We start from the raw sequence: 19,215 nt of genomic DNA on the forward strand, positions 1-19,215 counted from the left end.
TTCACAGGGCGCATCTTAGGAGCGGCACCGCAAACCGTTGTCATCAGTTTCTGATGATTTCAAATCCGGCCTGGGGATTTAAAATGGGCAACGCCGGATTGAGAACACGCGAATAAACAAGGGGAAAGAGGGGTCAATGGGGGCTCTGCGCGAAAGGGAAACCACCTGCGCCAGCTTGAAGCCAGCGTGGAAAACGCTGCGCTTCCATCACGTGGGCATGGCGTTTTTCTGGGCCTGCAGCATGCTCACATTCCGCTCCTCCATCCTGCTTTCCGGCATCCTGGACAGCCCCCTGCCGGCCAGCATCGTCACCCTCATCTCGTTTACCGCCAACATGACGACGCTTTTCGCCTTCGCCTCGGTGGCCGAGCGCAACCCGCTCTTTTTCAAACGCATCCCTCTGAGCGCCGTGGCGGCGGCGACGATACTGGGGCTGGCACTGTTGTTTGTGGCCGGCGAAACGCCCGGGCCGGCGCCCTTCGTCATCATGGTGGCGGGTTCGGCTCTCACCGGCGCCTGCTACGGGTTCATGTGGGGCGGATGGGCCGAATGTTACGGCCGCATGAATCCGTGCTACACCGCCATCTACCTGCCCCTTTGCTTCGTGGTCACCGCTGCACTGTTTTCTGTCATCGGACTTGCAGCGCAGTGCACCCCCATCCCATCACTGGCGCTTATGGTGCCCCTGCCCTGCATCTCCCTATGGTGCCTGGCTCGCTGCCGCCGCCAATACCCTGGCCCAGCTACCGTGCGCAAAACCGGCCAGAACCGCAGCCTCAAAGCACTGGAAAGCCTGCTGGGGCTCATCGTAGCCAGCCTCATTCTTTCCTGCCTGTTCGGTTTCATCTGGGAAATGGCAGTGCTTTCAGTGAAGTCCGTCACCAACGCCCATCAACTACCGCTGGTATTCAATTTGGTGGTGGCACTGGCGCTACTGGGGTTTGTGTCCATCGCCCAGCGCCGCACCAACCTGGCCTTGGCCTACCAAGTACTTGTCCCCCTGCTGGTGGTGTTCTTCGCCATCATGCCCTTCGTATGGCACGACAATCCCATTTTGCTGAACTCCATCATGAGCGCTTGCTACGGCGTGTTCGATGTCATCATCTGGTACTCGGTGGCCACCGTTGCATACGATTTCGCCATCTCCGGTTTCATCGTGGGAGGCATCGTGCGCGCTCTTTCCATTCTGTCCCGCCTCATCGGCATGGGGCTGGGCTACGTCGTGATGCTCGTTCCCGACGAGTCGCCCACATCGCTGGTAGCCATATCTGCCGGCGCACTGTATGCCCTGTTCATGCTGCTGTTTTTCTATTTCTGGAGCACGCGGAGGCGCAAGACCGAGCAGCTGGCGAAGCGGGAAGCCGACGCACTGCTGCAGAACAGTGGCGCCGCAAACGAGAGCGGCAGCGATGCCGGTGCAACTGCAGGCGCGGAAATTCGGGGTCTTGCCAACGATGGCCATCCGGCCTGTGCCCGCACTGGCCAGGCGTGCCCCCACGCGGCGGCCGCCCCCCCCCAACCGACCGCCCCAGCAGTGGGCGCCGCGCCCTCAAAAGTGGCCGACTTAGAACCGCAAGCCGTCGCGGCCAGCGCCAGCCCCTCCCCTGCCGCCAATGCCTCTAACGAAGAGGTAGCAGTCGACGAGGAAGGGCTGTTCGAGCTGCTGGCTCGCGATTACGGCCTCACCCGGCGCGAGGCAGAAGTACTGCCCTACCTGGCCCGCGGCCGCTCGGCCCGGGTCATTGCCGAAGCGCTGTTCGTGTCCGAGAGCACCATTCGCACCCACACCCGCCGCATTCTCGAAAAGACCGACCTCCATTCAAAGCAGCAGCTCATCGATCTCATCGATCATTACCTTCGCGTGCCCTAACGGCGCTCGCCGTTAGGGCACGCGGGGCGCATAAGGCGGAACACAGGACGGGGCGATGCAACGATAGCCGAAGGACGCGCAGGCGAAATGGCGTCTCGTGCGCAAACGCAAAAAGGCCGGAAGCCAGCGCTTCCGGCCTTTCGCAACTGCCGCGGTTTTCAGACCGCAGCCTATTTCATCAGGTCGGCCACCTTCTGGGCGAAGGCCACCGGGTCGTCGATGGGCAGGCCCTCCACCAGCATGGCCTGGTCGTACAGAATGCTGGCGTAGCTGGCCACCTTGTCGGTGTCGCCCGCTGCTTGCGCCTTCTGCAGCACCTCGAACACGACGTGCTTCGGGTTCATCTCCAACACCACCGGGATGGGCGGCATGCCCTCGGCCGCATCCCCCATCTGGGCCTTCATGGTGGCCGCCATCTGCAGCGACACCGGACCCTCGCAGGTGAGCACCGCCGGCGCATCGCTCACGCGGGTGGAAACCACCACCTTCTCCACCTTGCCCGCCAGCGCATCGGTCATGGCGTCGAACAGGCCGGCGTTCTTCTCGGTGGCCTCTTCCGCCTCCTTCTTCTCTTCCTCGGTGGTAAGGCCCAAATCCTCGGAAGACACGTTTTTCAGCGGCGTCTCGTTGTAGTCCATCATGGCCATGAAGCAGAACTCGTCCACCTCGTCGGGGCACAGCAGAACGTCGTGGCCCTTCGCCAACACCGTGGTGACGATGGGCATTTTGGCCAGGTGCTCTAAGCTAGAGCCCACCGCGTAGTAAATGGCGTTTTGCCCCTCAGGGGCCGCCTCCAGGTACTCATCCAGCGTCACCAGCTTCTGCTGCTGGGCCGAATAGAACAGCAGCAAATCGGCCACCGCCCCCTTCGCCGCGCCGTACGAGGAGTAGATGCCGTACTTCATATTGCGGCCGAAGTTCTCGAAGAACTTCTCGTAACCCTCGCGGTCGTCGGTGCGATAGGCCACCAAATCGGCCTTGATCTTCTTCTCCAAGCGCCGCGCGATGGCCCGCAGCTGGCTGTTGTGCTGCAGGGTTTCGCGGGAGATGTTCAAAGTGAGGTCGGCGGAGTCCACCACGCCGCGCACGAAGCTGAAATAGTCGGGCAAAAGCTCTTCGCACTTGTCCATGATCAGCACGTTTGCGCTGTACAGGGCCAGCCCCTTCTTGAAATCGCGGGTGTAATAGTCGTAGGCAGCATGGGCCGGCACGAACATCAGCGCGTCATAGGTAAGGGCGCCTTCGGCATGCACGCTGAAGGTGCGGGCCGGCGCCTCGTAGTCGTGGAAGTCGGTTTTGTAGAACTCGTCGTACTCCTCCTGGCTCACCTCCGCGCCCTTGCGCTTCCAGATGGGGATCATCGAATTGACGGTTTCCACCTCGGTGTAGTTCTCCCAATGGGGCGTTTCGCCCTCCTCTTCCGCTTCAATTTGGCGGGTTTTGGTCACTTCCATCTGGATGGGGTAGCGCACGTAGTTGCTGTAGCGTTTGATGAGGTTCTTCAGCCCCATTTCCGTGGCGAAGGTGTCGTAGCTCTCGTCGTCGGTGTTGTCCTTCAGGTACACGATGACGTCGGTGCCGTGGGTTTCCCGCTGGGCCGGCTTCAGGTCGTAGCCGTCCACGCCGTCGCTTTCCCACATCCAGCCCTCGTCGCTGCCGTAGGCCTTCGACACCACCTGCACCTTCTTACCCACCATGAAGGCGGAGTAGAAGCCCACGCCGAACTGGCCGATGATGTCCACGTCGGTCATGTCGTCCAGGCCCTTTTCCTCACCCGGGGTGTTCTTGGCTTGGTCGGCCTTGAACTCGAACGAGTCGGAATGGGCGATGGTGCCCAGGTTCTTGTCCAGGTCGTCTTTGCTCATGCCGATGCCGTTGTCGGACACGGTAACGGTGCGACCGTTGCCGTCGAAGGCCACCGTGATGGCCAAATCAGCGCGGTTGATGGACACGGTTTCATCCACCAAGCTGCGGAAGTACAGCTTGTCCACCGCGTCGGACGCGTTGGAAATCAACTCGCGCAGGAAGATTTCACGGTTGGTGTAAATGGAGTTGATCATGAGGTCGAGCAGTTTTTTGCTCTCGGTTTTGAACTTGCGCATAGAACCTTCTTTCGTGTGCGTTGTGCGGGGGAAGGAGGCTTCCCGCTCATCGCAGCATAAGGGCGCAAGCGGCGGCATCCGGGCTCGCGGGCCCCTTGCCGCCCAAGCGTTTCCTCATCTCCAGAGCAGTTAGCAATCTCCTTCGTTGAGTGCTAATCGCATATTCTAATCAGAAGGAAATCTAAGTCAAGCGCTATAAGATTTTTCCATTTTGAGGATTCGGGCGAACTCCCCGCCCCGATTACGTCCCTGACGAGCAAGCCCGATTGGGCGCAGCAAAGCACGCCTGCCCGAACAACCCCGCTTGTCCGGGCAACGGCAAGCGGGGCGGACGGCCTACGGGCGCGTTACAGCTCCTCGATCCACTTCTTGTCGCGCAGGATGTACACCATGGAAGGCCCGTTGCCCACATCGGTGAGACGGTGCACCTCTTCCGGCTTGTATTCGCGGGCCGCTTCCCCGAGGGTGGTGTTGTAGCCGCCCTTGAAGCTGGCCATGGTGGGGTCGGCCCCAATATCGCCGAAGAACTTGGCCAGGCCCACGCACTGGCTGACGCACTGGGGCAGCTCCCCTTGGGCAATCTGCTGCTCGCAGAGGGTGCACTTCTCCACCACCCGTTCCTCTTCGTTCAGGTAGCGAACCCCATACGGGCAGGCCATGGCGCAGAACTGGCAGCCGATGCACTTCTCTTTGTCAATCTGCACGGTGCCGTCGGCAATCTTGTGGCTGGCCTCGGTTGGGCACACTTCCACGCAGGCGGGGTTCTCGCAGTGCTGGCACTGCAGCGGCAGGTAGTACCACTCCACGTCGGGGAACACCGCCCCTTCGTACATGGGAGTGGGCCCCACGCGCAGCACCTTGTTCCAGAAGTTGCCGATGGGCACGTTGTTCACCGTTTTGCAGGAGGCGTTGCAGCTCATGCAGCCCACGCAGCGGTTGAGATCGATGGCAAGCGTGTATTGAGTCATGGGTTAGTCCCTTCCTTCGTAAGTGCGCTCCCAAGCCTTCAGGCGCGGGTCGCTGGCAGAGGTGATGATCTCGGTGCCGTCAACGCCGCAGGGAACGGGGTTGCCGAACGGGCTGTTCTCGGGCGTGGCCTTGTACACGTTGGCCAGATAGCCGCGCAGCTGGGGCGCGCCGTAGCCCTCGCACTGCGACCACGAGTCCACCAGGCAGTTGCAGCCGCACAACTCGAAGCCGTGGCCCGGCTGGTCAAGCTCGGGGAACCACCAGCTGTGCTCGGCGTTCATGCGCCCCTCTCCCACGTTGGGGGCAATCTCCACGCACTGGCGAATCTTGCCGAAGGGAGTTTCGATCCAGGCCCAGTCGCCTTGCTCCAGCCCCAGCTTCTCGGCGTCGGCCGGGTTCACCTCCAGGCGCGGCACCGGCCACACCTCGCGGCACCAGGGCAGCTGGCGGTGTTCGCTGTGGAAGTACACCGGGATGCGACGGCCGGTGGACAGGATGAAGGGGTATTTTTCGAAGGTGTAGCCCTTGATCTTCTCGGCATTGGGGTTGTCGGGGTTGTTGCCCTGCACCTCCACATACCCGCCACCGCCGTTGGGGGACGATTTCGGCTCGGTGTAGTAGGGCAGTGCGTACTTGGTGCCGTACTCCTGGCCGGTGCACTGCTCCACGTTGTGGCGCATCTTGGTTTCCAGGTTGATGCACCACACCTCATGACGCGTAGTGTTGGTGTTGTAGCCGGGCTTGCCCAGGTTCATCCAACCAGTTTGGAAGCGACGGTAGCAGCCCCAGCCGTTGGGGTTGGCCTTGCGGGCGTCAATCCAGCCGTTCTCCAGGAACTCGGCCACAAACTCCTGCCAAGTCATGCCGGTAGACTGCACCGCGCGGTTCATCAGGTAATCCTCCCACTCCCACGGGTCGCCGCCGTCGGTACGGTTCCAGAAGGGAGTGCCGTGCACCTTGTACAACTCGCAGATCCAGTCGTTGCCGAAGCGGGTTTCTCCCAGCGGCTTGATGCAGTTGATGTGGGCGCCGTAGAAGCCGTTGGAACCCTGGGTGCAGCGGGTGGCGAAGGGGATTTCCATCCAGTGCTGCTCCGGCAGCAAGATGTCCGCCAGCGAGGAAATGGGGTCTTCCCACAGGTTGGCGTCGCAGAAGAAGTCCAGGTTCTTCATGGCCTCGTAGGCTTCCAAGATGTTGGACTGGTTCAGCACCTGCCCCGCTTCCGCCATGGCGCCATGGGTTTGGAAGGGGATGCCGTTGGCGATGGAATGGAAGCAAGCAGTGGCGTCGGCGTCGCCCTTCATGGCCAAGTGGGTGCTGTCGTAGTATTTCATCTGGCGGCTGGCATCGGCCTTGGCGTCGCCAGTGCGCAGGTACTGGCCGATGATGTTGGTGGACTGGTCCACATTCACCGAAGCCGCCTTGGTGGCGGAGCGGTGGCCGCCGGGGGTGTCCATCACGCCGCGCAAGACGTCCAGCACCTCAATGCACTGCAGCACCTTCATGGCATTGCCGGTGTGCTCATGGGTCACCGCGTAGTTAATGGAGCCCTGGTACACTCCGGAAAGCGGATCGTAGCGCTTGGCGAAGGCGGCGTCGAACACCTCGGTGAACAGCTCTTCTTTGATGCCGGTGGTTTCAGCCGCCTTGGCAGGGGTCCATTCCTCGGCATTAGCGTAGAGGCGCTCGAACACCGTTTCCACCTTGATGGTGCGGCCGTCCTTCAGCTTGATTTCCGGAATGTCGGCCGAATAGAGCGAGGGGTCGGTGGCGTATTCCATGCCCTCAACCGTGGGCATAGCGTCCTGGTCCGGCAAAAACGCGGTAAGGTCGTCGCGGGCGGACACCACGTAGTTGCCTTTGACTTCCTCCCATTCGTACTTCTCCCACAGGCTCTCCGGCTGCTCTTCGAAGAACTTGTTCCACTTGGCCGCCTGCATGTACCACTCCGATCCGGCCACGTAGCCCATCTTGAAGGGGCGCTCCCCCTCCCACAGGCCCGTAGTGGAATCCAGATAAGTGAAGCGGTCGTTGGCGGCATCCCATACGATGAAGCGCTTCGGATCGCCGTCGCCCTCCACCGTCCAGGGCAGCATGGCGGGGTCCACGTCCGACTCCTTCAGCAGCACGGTGTCGCCCTTGGCCGCAGTTGCGCCGGACCCGGCAGTGCCCTGCAAGCCCGCGCCACTGGAAACCGAAAGCGGAGTGGGGCCCATTTCCTCGGCCACCAGGAAAGCGCAGTCGGTCCAGCGCTTCACGTACCAGGAGTCGTACAGCTCCCGGTCGATGATCATCTTGATCCAGCACAGGGCGATGGCGCCGTCGGTTGCGGGGCGCGGCGCCATGAAGAAGCTGCCGGGCCGGCTGGAGGCCTCTTTGGCCAAATTGGACATGCGGGCATCGATGTTGATGTAGCAGTCGGCGTGGGAGGCGTTGTCCACCGCCACGCGACCGGCGTCGTCGTAGTTGGACACCTCGATGCCGCTGCCCCACTGAATCCACAAGTTGGGCCGCCAAGAATTTTCGCAGAAGTTCATCTCAGCAATGGAGGTGTTGCGGGTAAGGGTGGTACGGGGGCCTTTGCACACCTGGCCAGGGGTGATGGACATCTGGGAGTTGTACAGCGTCTGCAGCGCCGAAAAGCCCATGGCGTAAATGCGGGAGGTGCCGCCGAAGAAGCAGTTGGCGGAGGGGCCGTACTTCTCTTCGATTTCCGACATCTTCTCATCGATGGTGGCCAGTGCTTCGTCCCAGGTGATGCGCTTCCAGCCGGGGTTTTCGCCCTTGGGGTTGGTGCGCATCATGGGGTACTTCAGGCGCGCCGGGTGATAGGCCGCCTGCAGCGATGCCTGGCTCTTGGCGCAGCAGTTGCCCATCGAGCCGGAATAGCTGTCATCGCCCACCACCTTCACGGCGCGGCCGTTCACCACGGTCACGAACACGCCGCACTCGAACTTGCCGCAGCCGCGGCAGGCGGTGCGCACCACCTTGGTGTCGCCGTCGGCCTTCACCAAGTCACCGGGATTCACCGTGCGCACATCGCCGTAGGCCTTCGGCACCACGGTGCTGGCAACGGCGGCCGCGGCAGCGGCCATGGCCGACACCTTCAAGAAGCTGCGGCGCGAGAGGTTCAAAGTTTTCGCCTTTGACATATACCCTCCTCTTTCTTTTCTTCTCTTTCGCTCCGGCTTTCCGGAACTGGCGAAAATGCTATGCAGCGGAACGGTTCATCTTCAACATGCCCCGCGGATGAAGCGGCAAAAACGCCTCGAAATCCCTCACCCGCAGCGTATGAAATCGCGTTTCACCTGATGAGGACCGTAGCGGGACGAAACACCCGCCAAGGGGCTTCTGATATCATGGATGACCAGCGCAGATGGGCATATTGCCCGGCGAAGCAACGGGAAAAGACGGAGGGGGTCTGGCACCATGAACAGCATTGGCAACGTTACGGCACCGGCGCCGGAAAAGGCCGCAGCCGAACCGAAACCCGGCGGCGCCATTCGTAGACGCCGGTTCACCGTCCCCTACGACTGCTTCTGGATCGCGGCTATCGGCCTGGCGCTGGAAGGCTGCGCTGGCGAATTCATCCGCTTCTTCGAAGCGCCCACGGCCGCTGCCGGCAACGACCTCATGGTGCTGTACCGGGCCTTCACCATTGTGGCCCTGTTCGTGTGCATCGCCCTGGCCGCGCGGCAACGGCGCACCTTCCTGTTCGACAACCGCAGCTTCGCCATCGTCACGGGCATCGTGTTCGCGCTGGGACTGGGAATGTACTACCAAGAGCAACTGTTCGTGGGGCACGCGCCCGGCACCGAAGCGCTGGGGTTCGCCCTTACCACGGTGGCCGGCTACATTTTCCTGCTCATATGGTTCGACCGCATCATGGTGTACGGCATCCGCAATGTGCTGATCACGGTGGCAGTGGCGCTGATGCTGCGGTCGGTGTTCCAGCTGCTGATCATCGCGCTGCAAAAAGGGCCGGGCACCTTGGTGCTGGCGCTGCTGCCCCTGGCCAGCCTGCCGTTTTTGATGCAAGTGTTCACCGCCAGCGAAAACCACGCCCTGGAGGCAACGGGGCCGCAGCGCAGCACATCCCCCTTTCCCACCCTGCGCAACGACCGCATCGTGCTGGCGGCCATCTTCGTGGCGCTGTTGTTCATTCCGCTTTTGGTGTCGCTGAATGTCTTTCAAACGGAAGGCGGCGGCGAAAGCGGCGGCTACCTGCCGCTGCGGCAAGTGGGCTGTTTGGTGGCGAACCTGGCCACCGGCCTGGTGCTTTTCGGGTTCTCGTACCTGCAGCACACCCGCAAAACCGTGTTCATCTTCTTTTCGGTAATGGTGGCGCTGGCCTGCCTGGGAGCCTTCGGAGTAATGGCGGGGCTCAGCAGCAGCATCATGTTCACCATCGGCTCCTGCACCCGCAAATGCCTGGATTTCGCAGTGCTGTTCCCCGCTTACCTGTTCTGCAAGCAGGGGACCGTGGACTACCGCCGCTTCCTGCTGGCCCGCGCCTGCACCGCCACCGGTTCGTTTGTGGCCGGGGTGATCAACCTGCTGCCCACGTTATCGGAAATAGTTCCCACCGCGATGGCGCTGTGTCTCATCGGGCTGTTCGCCGCCCTTATCACCCTGTTCATTTTCGGCGACGCCCCTGATTCGCTGGCCCCCAGCGCGGCGGCCGAAGCACCCGAGCAGGTGATTCGCTCCCCCTTCCGCGATGCGCTGGACCAAATTGCCGCCGAAGCCAACCTCACCGCCACCGAAGGCACCATCCTGGGGCTCATCGCCCGCGGCCACAACGCCGAAAGCGTGCGCAAAACGCTGCTGGTGTCGGTGAACACCGCCAAAACCCACATCCGCAACATTTACGCGAAGCTGGGAGTGCACTCGCAGCAAGAGCTGATCGCCTTAGTGGAAGCCACCAAGCGCGAGGTACTGGAGAGCTACAACCGCCCCGAATAGCGGCCAAGACGCATCCATGAGACAAAGGGACAACCCTAATGACTCATCCTTTGCCTCATCCGTCTCATGTCTCATCCTGCGTTTTCCCTGGTAGTTCACACAGTTCACCCGCTGGTGATGAGGCGGCGGCAGTTCGGAGCCAGGCCGATTTCCCATATTTCACACGATGCGCAGGTTTTGCGGCCGTCCCCCTTTCCCTATATTCGGAAGCGTTCCACGGAAAACGCGCCCGCCTTGGAGCGGCGGGCCAGAAGAGGAGGTTTCCATGGCTGAGGAGATGGGGTTTGCCGCGGCGCACGACGGCGCCGAGGCCCAGCAGCAGGAACTGGGGCGCCTGGCGCTGAAATCGTTTACGGAAGGGGGCATTTCCCCCGAGGAGGCGCAGGCGGTGCTGAACGCGCCCGAACCGCCGCGCACCTGGACGCCGCCCACGGCTCAAGACGGGTTTGATTATTGCCCCGACGAACTGGAAGACCGCATGATAAACCCCGGCAGCGGGGTGGGCGCCTACGCAGCGCTGTTGCAGCCCACCGAGGCCGCGCCGCTGCCGCCCCACGAGGCCATCCCCGCGCTGTTCGCGAAAATGAAGCCCTACCGGCAGTTTCTGGCCACCATCCTGGAAACCTGCCGCGAGGGGTCGGAAACGCCAACGGTGGACGCGGCCCTTGAGCCCTGCTATGAGTTCTGCAGCTGCGTGTACTCCCCCATCGCCCTGCGCAAGATGCTGGTGAACGCCGGCGCCCTGGTGAACGTGCTGGAATGGGAGGATGAGGCCGCCGCGCCGGAGGAGCCGCAGCTGGAAACGGCGCCCGATGAGGACGATTTCCTGGAAGACGCCGACGAGTTTTTGGAAGAGGAGCTGCAGCAACTGGAGCAAGAGGCGGCAGAAGCGGCCGAGGAAGAAGAGCTGCTGAGCGGTTCCGTCTACGACCAGGAGGGCTACCTGGTAATCGAGGACGAGGCGGAGGGCGCCTGGCTCACCACCGACGAGGGGCTGGCCTACCTGGACTCCATCGACCCGCGCAAAGAATTCCGCGCCGCCGTGGCGCAGCACCCGGAAATCGACGACGCCTTCTACGACATCATCGCCTACTGTGCCGAAGAGCCCCGCAACATCACCGCCATCGTGCAGCACTACGCCGACGATCCCCGCTTCGGGCCTTCCACCTATTACCCCAGTTACGTGGTGGACCGGCTGGAGCAGATTGGCGCGCTGGCGTGGCGCAAGAACTGGACGCCCACCGAGATGGGATTGGAAATTCTGGCAGAAAGGCAGGCGCAATAGCCATGGAAAACATCGCACTTGAGGAATTGGCCCAGCTGATGGGCACCCGCGCCCACATGTACAACATGCTTTCCCGCGCTTTTGTGGCCGAAGCGGACGATGAGTTCATCCGGCAGCTGCGCTCCATGCACTTCCCCCAAGGCACCGGCAGCGCCGCCACCGACAGCGCCTACCGGCAGCTGTACGCCTATCTGCGGCGGCCGGCGGAATCGATCATCGATGACCTGGCGGTGGACTACGCCCGCACCTTTTTGGGGGTGGGCACCATGGAATCCCGCGCCGCCTTCCCCTTTGAAAGCGTGTACACCTCCGAAAAGGGGCTGCTGATGCAAGAGGCCCGCGACGAGGTGCTGGCCATCTACCGCGCCGAAGGGTTGGAGCAGACGCTGAACAACCCCTACAACGAAGGCGAGGATCACCTGGCGCTGGAGCTGCTGTTCCTGTGCGCCCTGGCCAAGCGCTCCCAAGAGGCGCTGGAAGCGGGCGACGAAGCCGCCGCCGAAGCGTGCCTGCTCACCCAGGGCAATTTCATGCACGACCACGTTTTGAACTGGGCCTTGGAGTGGGCCGCCGACGTGCCGAAGTACGCCCAGCTGCCCTTTTATCCGGCATTCGCCCAGCTGACGGAGGCTTTTCTGCGGGAAGACGCCGCACTGCTGCGCGAGCTGGTAGGGGCGGAAGAGGATGACAGGGCGGCGGACGATGGGGCCGACACGACCAACGAGGCCGCCCAGGAAACCCGACACGCAAAGGAGGCGTAGCATGTACAAACCCACCTTCTACATCACCATGGAGGCCGACCCCGCCCGCTTCACCCCCGAAGGCCAGGGGTTGGCCAGCCGCCTGTGGAGCTTCACCGCGCCGGTGGACATGAAGCCTTCCCTCACCCAAGAGCTGGGGGTGCTGCTGCGCATGAAATGCACCGGCCGGCCTTATTGGAACGCCGCCGATGCCGCCCAGCAAAAGAACTGGGAGGTGGTGGCGCGCCCGGCGCTGGCGAACAAGCTGCACTCGGTGGCCGATGTGCTGCGGGGCTGCAACGAGAAGCGCTATCAGCACTACGAGGGGGACATCCACCATGTGTGGCTGAAGCTGCAGCTTGCCCCCTACCAGCTGCGCATCCGGTTGGACGCCGATGCGGCGGGCAACGAGTACATTCCGGATGCGTTAGCGCTGGTAGATGCGGTGCGCGCGCTGGCGAACAGCCCAGAGGTGCAAGCGTTCGCCGAGGGAGAAGAGCAGCTGGCGGTGTACCTGCCCAGCCGCACCGAGGTGGAGGCCCTGGCCGCCACCCGCGCCGCCGAGGCCGAAGCCTGGGCCGCATGGGAGACCGCCGCCAAGGCAGCCGAAGAGGAAGCGTTAGGCGAAGCAGGCGGCGATGCGGGGGATGCCGGCAACGGTTGCGCCCCCGCAGATGCCGCTGGCGAATCCGCAGGTCAGGCCCCCCTTCCCGCGAAGCCCGCGCTTGCCCCTGGCCTGTCCATCACCACAGCCGAATTCGTAAAACCCTCCGGCGAAGGCCTGGTGCTCCCCCTCCCCTAGCTTCACACCTGCAACGGGGCCGGCCCTCTTAGCGCATGAGACGGCCGGCTCCGTTGCAGGTGAGCTCGGCCAAAATGTCCGCCGCGCGCTGGGGCGCCACCTTCTTCCCTTCCCCCACCCACGAGCGATAGAAATCCAGCGCCGTGTTGCGAATGAACGGCAACACCAGCCCCTCTTCTTCCTCCGGTGGCATCCAGCCGAACGGGTCGCCCCCCACCGAGCGGTAGCGGTGCATCTGACTGCGGTAAATGCGCTCGCCGAAGTCGTAGTACTCGGGCGAGCACACCAGCTTCTCAATGTAGGGCGGCTGCCCCGCCATGAACAGGAAGAACCGCCGCGCATGGCCGTCGAGGTCCTTCGGCTCGTTGGGGGTGGTCTCGTGGTTCTCGAAGAAATCGTCCATGATTTCGGTCATTATCTCGTCGTAGAAATCATCGATGGTCTCGTAATGCAAATAGAACGTCTTGCGATTGACCCCCGCCCGCTCGGTGAGGGCCTTTACCGTGATGCGGTTGATGTCCCCCTCGGCCACCAACTGGCAAAACGCCTGGCGCAGCAGCTGCCGCGTGCGCTTCACCCGCAAATCGTTGTCGTTAACCACAAAGCCCCCTCTTTTCCGGTCGGGCTGCCGCAACCCACAAGGCCCGCGGCGCCCCTCCACGGTACCACAACTTCAAAAGCCCCTGCCAGCGCGCTAATTACCACATTTTCAGAAGTGTGGCATAAGCACCTCGCCTTCCGTTTTGGGCAGTGCTTTCAGCGGCCGCGCTTCATACACTGCGCTCATAAAAGGCTTTCGGGGAAAGGACGTTCCGAAAGCCGGGAGAGAGCAGGAGGAAACCATGGAGAACGCCATGAAGGGGACCGCCCTCAGTCGCCGCAGCTTCCTTAAAACCGCCGGGGCTTTGGGGGCCCTGGGGGCTGCGGGGGCCATTGGAGCGAACCTGGCCGCAGGACCGGCTGAAGCGCAGTCGGGCGCCGGGGAGGCCAAGGGTTACACCTACCACAACGAGCACTGTCTGTGCAATTGCATGCTGGAATGTACCGTGCGCGACGGCCGGCTGGCCATGGTGCAGCCCCGCCCCAACGAAGACCATCGCTTCCAGAACATCTGCCTGAAAGGCATTTCGGAAGTGGAGAACATCTACGGCGAGGCGCGGCTGCAGCGCCCCATGAAGCGCACCGGCGAGCGGGGCAGCGGCCAGTTCGAGGCCATCAGCTGGGACGAGGCCTTCCAAACCATCGCCGAGAACTTCAAGGCCATCCAAGACAAATACGGCAAAGAGGCCCTGTGGATTCAGTTTTCCACCGAAGCGTCGCAGCGCTTCCCCCCGCTGCTGGCCAGCGTGCTGGGGGCGCAAGCGGGCGGCATGAACGGCTACGACATGGGGCAGGGCAACGGCCAGATTATGGCCTTCTCCCCCTGGATTGGCATGTTCGCCCAGAACACAATTTGGGAATGGCCCGAGGCGGCCGTGGTCATTCTGGCCAACACCAATCTGGTGGAGACCAGCCTCACCTGGTCGCGCGGCATGCTGGATGCGCAGAAGGCGGGCACGAAGTTCATCTGCCTCGACCCCCGTTTCAGCCCCACCGCCGGCAAAGCCGACCAATGGGTGAACCTGCGCGCCGGCACCGACCCGGCCTTCTTCTTAGGCATGACCAAGTACATCCTGGACCAAGACCTGTTCGACCGCGAGCATGTGACGGCCCACACCTCCTTCCCGCTGCTCATTGACTCCGAAACCGGGGCCTGCCTGGCGGACGTGACCCCGGGCACCAACCCCGAAACCGGCGAACCCGTGGAGCTTAAAACCTTCTACGTGTGGGACGAGGCCACCGGCGCTGCCGTGCCGCAGGGCACCGAAGGCGCAACACCGGCGCTGGAGGGCGAGTTCACCGTTAACGGCAAGCGCTACGTTACCCAGTTCACGCGGTTGCGCGAAGACATGGAGCCCTACACCCTGGACTGGACCGCTGAAACTTGCGACATCCCCGCCAGCCTAGTGGCAGACGTGGCCACGCAGTATGCGAAGGGGCCGTCCATCATCGACAACGGCGTGGGCGGCATCGATAAGTTCGGCAACAACGACGTGGCGGGCCACTGCTATGCGCTCATCGCGTCGCTGACGGGCAACTACGGCAAGCGGGGCACCGGCTGCGGCATCTACGGCTACCACGTCACCCCCTACGAGGCCCATCTGGGCGGTTGGGCCCTGCCGGAGGGCATGGCGCCCGCCCCCAGCCCGCAGGGTTTCTACGACATGGTGAAGGGCAACAGCGTGCACGGCGCCATGTTCTTCGGCGACATCCCCACCCAAAAGGCCGCCAACTGGAACAAGACGCTGGAGTGGCTGGATTCGCTGGACTTCGTGTGCCTGGCCGACATCTACCACAGCTCGGTGACCGACTTTGTGGATTTGGTGCTGCCGGTGTGCAGCAAGTTCGAATGCGCCGACTCCGTGGGCGGCATCAAGTGCGCGAACGCCCATATCCTGGCCAACCTCAAGGTGCTGGACCCGTTGTTCGAGAGCAAATCGGACTTCTACATCGAGAAGGGTATCGCCGAGGTCATGGGGCTGGGCAACCTGTTCCCCGCCAACGGCGAAGAATACGCCCGCGCCATTTTGACCACCGATGACCCGCAAGTGGCCGGGTTCACTTTGGAGAAGCTGCAGGAAGCCGGCGGCGCCCTGCGCCTCATCGGTTCGGAAGACCTCATAGTGCCGGAAGTGGGCTTCAACTACGCCACCGCCTCGGGCAAGCAAGAGCCCTACTACGAGGCGCTGCTGGAGTTCGGCCAGGCCTTCCCCGCCTGGGAGAGCCCCTGCGAAGCCTACCCGGAAAACCCGCTGCGGGAAAAGTACCCGCTGCAGTTCAACCAGGCTCGCTCCCGCTTCCGCGTGCATTCCGCCTACTCCGGCGCCAAGTGGATTCAGGAAGTAGCCGAGCCCCACATCGAGCTGAATCCGGCCGACGCCCTTGCCCGCGGCCTGGCCGACGGCGATGCGGTAGAGGTATTCAACGACCGCGGTTCTTTCCGCACAGTGCTGCGGCTGAACGAGGCGGTGCGGCCGGAAAGCGCTTTCATGGCCGAGAGCACCTACCGCCAGTACCTGGACGACACCATCATGCAAGCGGTGTCCAACGACCAGTTGAACGAGCGCGGCTACGTACTGCCCTTCGGCCCCATGATTCCCTTCAATGACACCCTGATCGAGATCAAGAAGGTTGGTGAATAGCCATGACGAAACTGGCAATTGGCATCGATTTGCACCGCTGCATCGGCTGCAACACCTGCGCCTTGGCTTGCAAAATGCAGAACAACGTGCCGGACGGCATGCTGTGGAACCGGGTGCTGACGGAAAACTGCGAGCTGTTCGACGGCGCCGAAGGCACGTACCCCCACCTCACCCGCACCTATGTGCCCCTGGCCTGCCAGCATTGCAGCAACGCCGCGTGCCAGCGGGTGTGCCCCACCGGCGCCACCTACACCGACGAGAAGGGGCGCGTGCAGATTGATTACCAGAAGTGCATCGGCTGCCGCATGTGCATGGCCGCCTGCCCCTACAACGCGCGCGTGTTCAACTGGAACGACCCCGTGCGCAGCACCGGCGCCAACTGGGGTGATGGCCGCGTGCCGACGCGTGAAAAGGGCATGATGGAGAAATGCACCCTGTGCAAAGAGCGCACCGATACCGGCGATGAGCCCATGTGCGTGCACTGCTGTCCCACTGACGCCCGCGTGTTCGGCGATCTGGATGACCCCGATTCGGAGATTTCGCAGTTGGAGCGCAGCGAAAGCGCCCAGCGGCTGCTGGAATCGAAGGGCACCCGCCCCGCCGTGTTCTACGTTTCGTAAGAAAGGATGCAAGTCATGGCTTCTGTATTGAAAAACCCGCTGGTGCTTGTTTCCGGAGTGCTTGTGCTGGCCGGGCTTGGCACCTACGCCTACCAGCTGGCGATGGGCCTGGGCGTCACCGGCATGAATAATTCCACCAGTTGGGGGCTGTACCTCACCTGCTTCATGTTCTTCGTGGGGCTTTCCGCCGGCGGCTTGATCGTAGCCAGCTCGGCCTCCATTTTCGGCATCAAGAAATACAAGGCGGTGGCGCTGCCGGCGGTTCTCCTGTCGCTGGTGTGCATCTGCTGCGCCGGCGTGTGCGTGCTGATCGATCTGGGCGGCATCCAGCGCGTCTGGCGCATGCTCACCGGGCTGAACTTCATGTCGCCTCTGGCCTGGGACATGATCGTAATCGCCTGCTACCTGGTCATCAACCTGCTGTACCTGTACTTCATGACCTCGAAAAAGGCCAACCCTGCCAAGGTGGCGGTGGTTTCCCGCTTCGCGTTGCCGGTGGCCATCCTGGTGCACTCGGTGACCGCTTGGATTTTCGGCCTTGAGATTGCGCGGGAAGCATGGAACACCGCTATCCTCGCCCCCATCTTCGTGGCATCGGCCCTCGATTCTGGCCTGGCGCTTTTGCTGCTGGCCCTGTTCGGCCTGAAGGCCAAGGGCATGTTTGAAACGCCGCAAGCGCTGTTCACCAGCTTGGCCGGGTTGCTGTGCACCTGCATAGCCATAGACGGCTACTTCATCGGCTGCGAACTGCTCACCACCGCCTACAACGGTACCGAGGAAGGCGCAGCCGTGCTGAACACGCTGCTGTTCGGCTCCACCGCCCCCTTCTTCTGGTTCGAGGTGGTTTTCGGGCTGGCCGTGCCCTTCCTCATACTGGTGTTCGCGAAGAATCGCGCCAACATGAAGCTGGTAGGCGCTGCTTCGGTGCTGGTGGTGCTGGGGGTGTTCTGCAAACGCTGCTGGCTGATGTTCACCGGCTTCAGCGCCTTCAACGTCACGGGAGCTCCCGGAGTGACCCTGGGCTCCACCGCGGCCCAGGCGGGCGGCGCCGCCGACATGTGGGCGCTGGCGGGCACCTATGCCCCCACCCTGCCGGAGGTGGTGATCGCGGTGGGCATTTTCGCCTTGGGCGTGGGCGCCTTCACCGCACTTTCCCAGGTGCTGCTGAAGAAGTAACGGAACCACACCCGCTACGCGAAAGGGAGCCCTATGCAGGGCTCCCTTTTTCGTTGCCGTTGCGCGCGGTTGACATTCTGTTCTATTCGGGGTATAACATAAATTGTTCTATGCGATATAGAACAATTATAGTCACCGCGCTCTCGCCCGCCCGCGGAGCCCCCGAGAAAGGAACTCCCGTGAAACGCGCCCTAGTGTTCATTGCCATTACCTTCGCCATAACCTATTTGTACGACTTTTTGGTGGTGTATCCCCTGGCTGCTGGCACCGTGCCCTACGCCAGCGAGTTCGTATCGCCCCAACTGGCCTACATGGTGGCCGTGGCGCTCACTATGTTCTTCCCCGCCCTGGGGGTGGTGCTCACCCGCCTGGTCACGCGGGAAGGATTTAAGAACTGCGTGCTGAAACCGCGGCCGTGGCGCACGTCGCTGCCGTGGTTCGCCGTGGCCTGGTTCGCCCCCATCCTGCTGGTGCTGGCGGGCGGCGCCCTGTACTACCTGCTGTTCCCCGGCGATTTCGACCCAGCCCTCTCCTCTTTCGTGGACGCCCAGATGGCCGCCGCCGTTGCAGGGGGCACCGACCCCTCCGCGCTGGCGGAGTTCCAGGCCGCCGCAGCCGCGCCGGCACTGATGGTCGTCAGCCTGCTGGGCGCCTGCGCCGTGGCCCCGGCCCTCAACATCTTCACCACCTTCGGCGAAGAATGGGGCTGGCGCGGATACCTGCTGCCCAAGGTGGCCAGCCGGTTTTCCATCGTGCCCACCGTGGTGATCACCGGCGTGGTTTGGGGGCTTTGGCACGCGCCTGTCGTGGCGCTGGGGCACAACTACGGCACCGGCTACCCGGGGGCGCCCTGGGGCGGCATCGCTGCCATGTGCGCTTGGTGCGTGGTGCTGGCGGCATTTCTCAGCTTCGTCACCATCCGCACTGGCTCCACCTTCGCCGCCGCCATCGGCCACGGGGCGCTGAACGGCTCGGTGAACCTGGTGACCATTTGCTCCATTTCCGGCGGCAACCCCTTTGTGGGCCCTCTGGCAACCGGCATCGTGGGCGGTCTGCCGCTGCTGGCGGTGGCCGTCGCCGTGCTGTGGAGCATGCATCGGCGCCAGAAGGCCGGCACCCTGCGCATGCCCGAAGCCGGCCTGCCGGACGGCGTGCGGAAGGGTTAGACCGCCGTGGTCTCGCCCCCCTTGCGCCACCCGCGGCCTCCTGCCCGAATAACCCCGCTTGTCCGGGCAAAACAGCCCTCGCCGGCGCCAACCCGTAACCTCCTGGCCGGATAACCCCACTTGTCCGGCCAGGAAAGAGAAAATGATACCCTCTGCGCGGCCTGCTGCCCGGATTACCCCGCTTGTCCGGCCACGGCAGACCCCATCGGCATCTCCTCACCGCCTTCTGCCCGGATTAGCCCGCTTGTCCGGACACGGCGGGGCGCACGAGGGCTCTC

General features: G+C 63.0%; 13 protein-coding genes. 9 read left to right on the plus strand and 4 right to left on the minus strand.

All coding sequences use genetic code 11. The annotated features are described in order from the left end of the window. Positions 1-136 precede the first annotated feature (136 nt). A complete protein-coding gene (locus DMP11_RS02990; RefSeq protein ID WP_123185011.1) occupies positions 137-1,870 on the plus strand; it encodes a helix-turn-helix transcriptional regulator in 1,734 nt (577 codons plus the stop codon). A gap of 170 nt (positions 1,871-2,040) precedes the next feature. Here DMP11_RS02990 and htpG read toward each other — a convergent pair whose 3' ends face one another. The 3 genes from htpG to DMP11_RS03005 form a co-directional block, all read right to left on the minus strand. After that, complete coding sequence (gene htpG, locus DMP11_RS02995; RefSeq protein ID WP_123185012.1) at positions 2,041-3,972, minus strand: molecular chaperone HtpG; 1,932 nt, start codon at positions 3,970-3,972, stop codon at positions 2,041-2,043. A gap of 347 nt (positions 3,973-4,319) precedes the next feature. Next, positions 4,320-4,940, minus strand: a complete 621-nt coding sequence (locus DMP11_RS03000) for a 4Fe-4S dicluster domain-containing protein (protein ID WP_123185013.1) — start codon at positions 4,938-4,940, stop codon at positions 4,320-4,322. Positions 4,941-4,943: 3 nt separating this feature from the next. Beyond that, entirely contained in the window at positions 4,944-8,093 is a 3,150-nt protein-coding gene (locus tag DMP11_RS03005; protein WP_123185014.1) for a molybdopterin dinucleotide binding domain-containing protein, read from the minus strand. A 277-nt stretch (positions 8,094-8,370) separates the two neighbouring features. On the opposite strand from DMP11_RS03005, the gene DMP11_RS03010 reads away from it, so the two are divergent. The 4 genes from DMP11_RS03010 to DMP11_RS03025 all read left to right on the plus strand — a co-directional run bounded on the left by DMP11_RS03010 (position 8,371) and on the right by DMP11_RS03025 (position 12,733). Then, on the plus strand, positions 8,371-9,906 hold the full coding sequence (locus tag DMP11_RS03010) for a response regulator transcription factor (RefSeq protein ID WP_123185015.1): 1,536 nt from the start codon (positions 8,371-8,373) through the stop codon (positions 9,904-9,906). Between the two features lie 265 nt (positions 9,907-10,171). Then, entirely contained in the window at positions 10,172-11,191 is a 1,020-nt protein-coding gene (locus DMP11_RS03015) for a hypothetical protein (RefSeq protein WP_123185016.1), read from the plus strand. A gap of 2 nt (positions 11,192-11,193) precedes the next feature. Then, positions 11,194-11,952, plus strand: coding sequence for a TorD/DmsD family molecular chaperone (locus tag DMP11_RS03020; protein WP_123185017.1), 759 nt, complete (start codon positions 11,194-11,196; stop codon positions 11,950-11,952). Position 11,953: 1 nt separating this feature from the next. Next, on the plus strand, positions 11,954-12,733 hold the full coding sequence (locus DMP11_RS03025) for a hypothetical protein (protein ID WP_123185018.1): 780 nt from the start codon (positions 11,954-11,956) through the stop codon (positions 12,731-12,733). A 28-nt stretch (positions 12,734-12,761) separates the two neighbouring features. On the opposite strand, the gene DMP11_RS03030 is transcribed toward DMP11_RS03025, so the two are convergent. After that, the gene (locus DMP11_RS03030; protein WP_161555273.1) at positions 12,762-13,334 is read right to left on the minus strand and encodes a TetR/AcrR family transcriptional regulator; all 573 of its coding nucleotides are present in this window, start codon (positions 13,332-13,334) and stop codon (positions 12,762-12,764) included. Between the two features lie 241 nt (positions 13,335-13,575). Here DMP11_RS03030 and DMP11_RS03035 point away from each other — a divergent pair, with 241 nt between their 5' ends. The 4 genes from DMP11_RS03035 to DMP11_RS03050 all read left to right on the plus strand — a co-directional run bounded on the left by DMP11_RS03035 (position 13,576) and on the right by DMP11_RS03050 (position 18,937). Next, positions 13,576-15,975: a molybdopterin-dependent oxidoreductase gene (locus DMP11_RS03035; protein ID WP_123185020.1), complete on the plus strand. Its 2,400-nt coding sequence runs from the start codon at positions 13,576-13,578 to the stop codon at positions 15,973-15,975. 2 nt (positions 15,976-15,977) lie between these two features. Beyond that, complete coding sequence (locus tag DMP11_RS03040) at positions 15,978-16,595, plus strand: 4Fe-4S dicluster domain-containing protein (protein WP_123185021.1); 618 nt, start codon at positions 15,978-15,980, stop codon at positions 16,593-16,595. 15 nt (positions 16,596-16,610) lie between these two features. Continuing rightward, on the plus strand, positions 16,611-17,771 hold the full coding sequence (gene nrfD, locus DMP11_RS03045) for an NrfD/PsrC family molybdoenzyme membrane anchor subunit (protein ID WP_123185022.1): 1,161 nt from the start codon (positions 16,611-16,613) through the stop codon (positions 17,769-17,771). A gap of 179 nt (positions 17,772-17,950) precedes the next feature. Further along, entirely contained in the window at positions 17,951-18,937 is a 987-nt protein-coding gene (locus DMP11_RS03050) for a CPBP family intramembrane glutamic endopeptidase (protein ID WP_123185023.1), read from the plus strand. Positions 18,938-19,215: the final 278 nt, after the last annotated feature.

It is taken from the genome of Parvibacter caecicola (assembly GCF_003725335.1).
GTDB classification, from domain to species: domain Bacteria; phylum Actinomycetota; class Coriobacteriia; order Coriobacteriales; family Eggerthellaceae; genus Parvibacter; species Parvibacter caecicola.